Origin of the sequence: Bacillus cereus group sp. BfR-BA-01331, from assembly GCF_022663915.1 — a bacterium.
Lineage (GTDB): Bacteria > Bacillota > Bacilli > Bacillales > Bacillaceae_G > Bacillus_A > Bacillus_A mycoides.
Map to the genome: position 1 here is coordinate 1 of NZ_JAKUGJ010000101.1, position 1,704 is coordinate 1,704.

Genomic DNA, 1,704 nt, shown 5'->3' on the forward strand with positions numbered 1-1,704 from the left:
CAAAAGGAGAACGTATGGAATGTTACAACTTAACATTAGTTGGATATGCTCCATATGATAATCCAGAAGTAGCATTTTCTGTAGTAGTCCCGTGGCTTCATGATGATCATAATGGAATTAATTCTATAATTGGAAAGGAAGTTTTAGATGTATACTTTGATTTAAAACAGCAACGTATACATGGTGAAGCTACTAGTACAGATAGTTCGAATCAAAATTAGGAAAATTGGTGCACTTTTCTCAGGGGAAGAGACCCTGTTTATATAAAAGTCTTTATAAGCGAAAAAAAAAGTAAGATTTGAAATAAGAGATAGCAGCTATCATAGTGATATAATCCCCTTATAGTAGAAAGGAAAATGAAAGCACATTAACCTGTTTACTATGGAGGGGATTTTTTTATGGGAAAAATTAGAGTCACTTACGATGTAGAATTTAAGAAAAAAGCTATAGATTTATACTTAAAAGAAGGCATGAGTTATAAAAACATTGCGAAAAAATTAGGTATTCATCACTCGGTTGTAAGTCGTTGGGTGAAACAATTTGAAGCTGAAGGAATCAAAGGACTAGAAGAAAAACGCGGTAAAGCGAAAGGACCAGGTTTAGGTAGACCAAGGGTTAGACCCGAAGATCCAGAAGCTAAGATCAGACGATTAGAAGCGGAAAATGAAATGTTAAAAAAGCTCTTAGGGATGTAAAAGGAGGTATGAAAGTCGTATCCAAAACGAAAAAATTCGAAGTCATCCATGAAATGACAAAAACAGGTTATACAGTGACCATTCTATGCGATATTGCTGGTGTAACCAGAAGTGGGTACTACAAATGGATAAAACGGCATACGACGCCTTCAAAAAAACAATCAGAGGATATCTAAATTAAGAAAAAGATATTGGCGTGTCATAAAAAATTAAGAGGAATTTATGGATATAGAAGAATACAAGTGTGGCTGAAAGCCACATATAACCTTTATTTGAATCATAAGCGCATCCAAAGATTGATGAGTGAACTAGGTATCAAAGCCGTAATTAGGAAAAAACGACCTTATTACGGAAAAAAAGAAGCTTATGTGATTTCAGAGAACCATCTAAATAGGGAGTTTCAAGCTTCAAAACCGAATGAGAAATGGGTAACCGATATTACCTATTTGATTTTCAATGGACAGCGCTTGTACTTATCCGCTATTAGGCCTCACGACACATGCCCATCAACTTAAGAGATTAATTGTTCCCCTAAATGAAAAAAATGAACTGAATTTTCATGAACAACTATGTAGAGATACAATTTTCGTTTTGGGGATACTCTAAAATATTTGCTTGATAGTGATGTGTGGTGATCCCATTTAGTAAAATAAGCTTATCTCGCATCTCTCATTTAAATGTATTATTAACTAGTTTCTTCAAATCTACAAAGGACAACTTATCTGTAATATGTTTTAACTCATTAGGAACTTCAATATGACATATTAATTCTAAACTGTTACCATCTGGGTCTTTGAAGTATACTGAAGCATTACCTTGGTGTGGCCGGATAAATGGCTCAATAATTCTCTATTACCAAATGGGACAGCCTCAACTTGAATAAAATCTAGCCACTTTAAAGATTCTTTTAAATCTTCGTATGAAACTCGAAAAGCAATATGTCGTAAAGAAGGGTGGTATCGAGTTTCATACTCATTTCCTTCCCATAATCCCAACCAACTCTTACCTT

Annotated in this window: 3 protein-coding genes and 2 pseudogenes; 4 read left to right on the top strand and 1 reads right to left on the bottom strand. The window is 34.3% G+C overall.

Going from position 1 to position 1,704, the window contains the following annotated elements:
* The 4 genes and pseudogenes from MR155_RS31020 to MR155_RS32360 all read left to right on the top strand — a co-directional run.
* A pseudogene (locus MR155_RS31020) lies at positions 1–221 on the top strand (hypothetical protein); the annotation flags it as partial.
* A gap of 177 nt (positions 222–398) precedes the next feature.
* Positions 399–695 carry a transposase gene (locus tag MR155_RS31025; protein WP_242312098.1) on the top strand — a complete coding sequence of 99 codons (297 nt, stop codon included), beginning with the start codon at positions 399–401 and terminating at the stop codon, positions 693–695.
* A gap of 8 nt (positions 696–703) precedes the next feature.
* The gene (locus MR155_RS31030; RefSeq protein ID WP_242312099.1) at positions 704–871 is read left to right on the top strand and encodes a hypothetical protein; all 168 of its coding nucleotides are present in this window, start codon (positions 704–706) and stop codon (positions 869–871) included.
* A gap of 15 nt (positions 872–886) precedes the next feature.
* Positions 887–1,210 (top strand): IS3 family transposase, encoded by a 324-nt coding sequence (locus tag MR155_RS32360; protein ID WP_377954956.1) that lies wholly within the window; start codon positions 887–889, stop codon positions 1,208–1,210.
* Positions 1,211–1,364: 154 nt separating this feature from the next.
* Here the strand turns inward: MR155_RS32360 and MR155_RS31035 are convergent.
* Positions 1,365–1,704 (bottom strand): annotated as a pseudogene (locus MR155_RS31035) (VOC family protein); the annotation flags it as partial.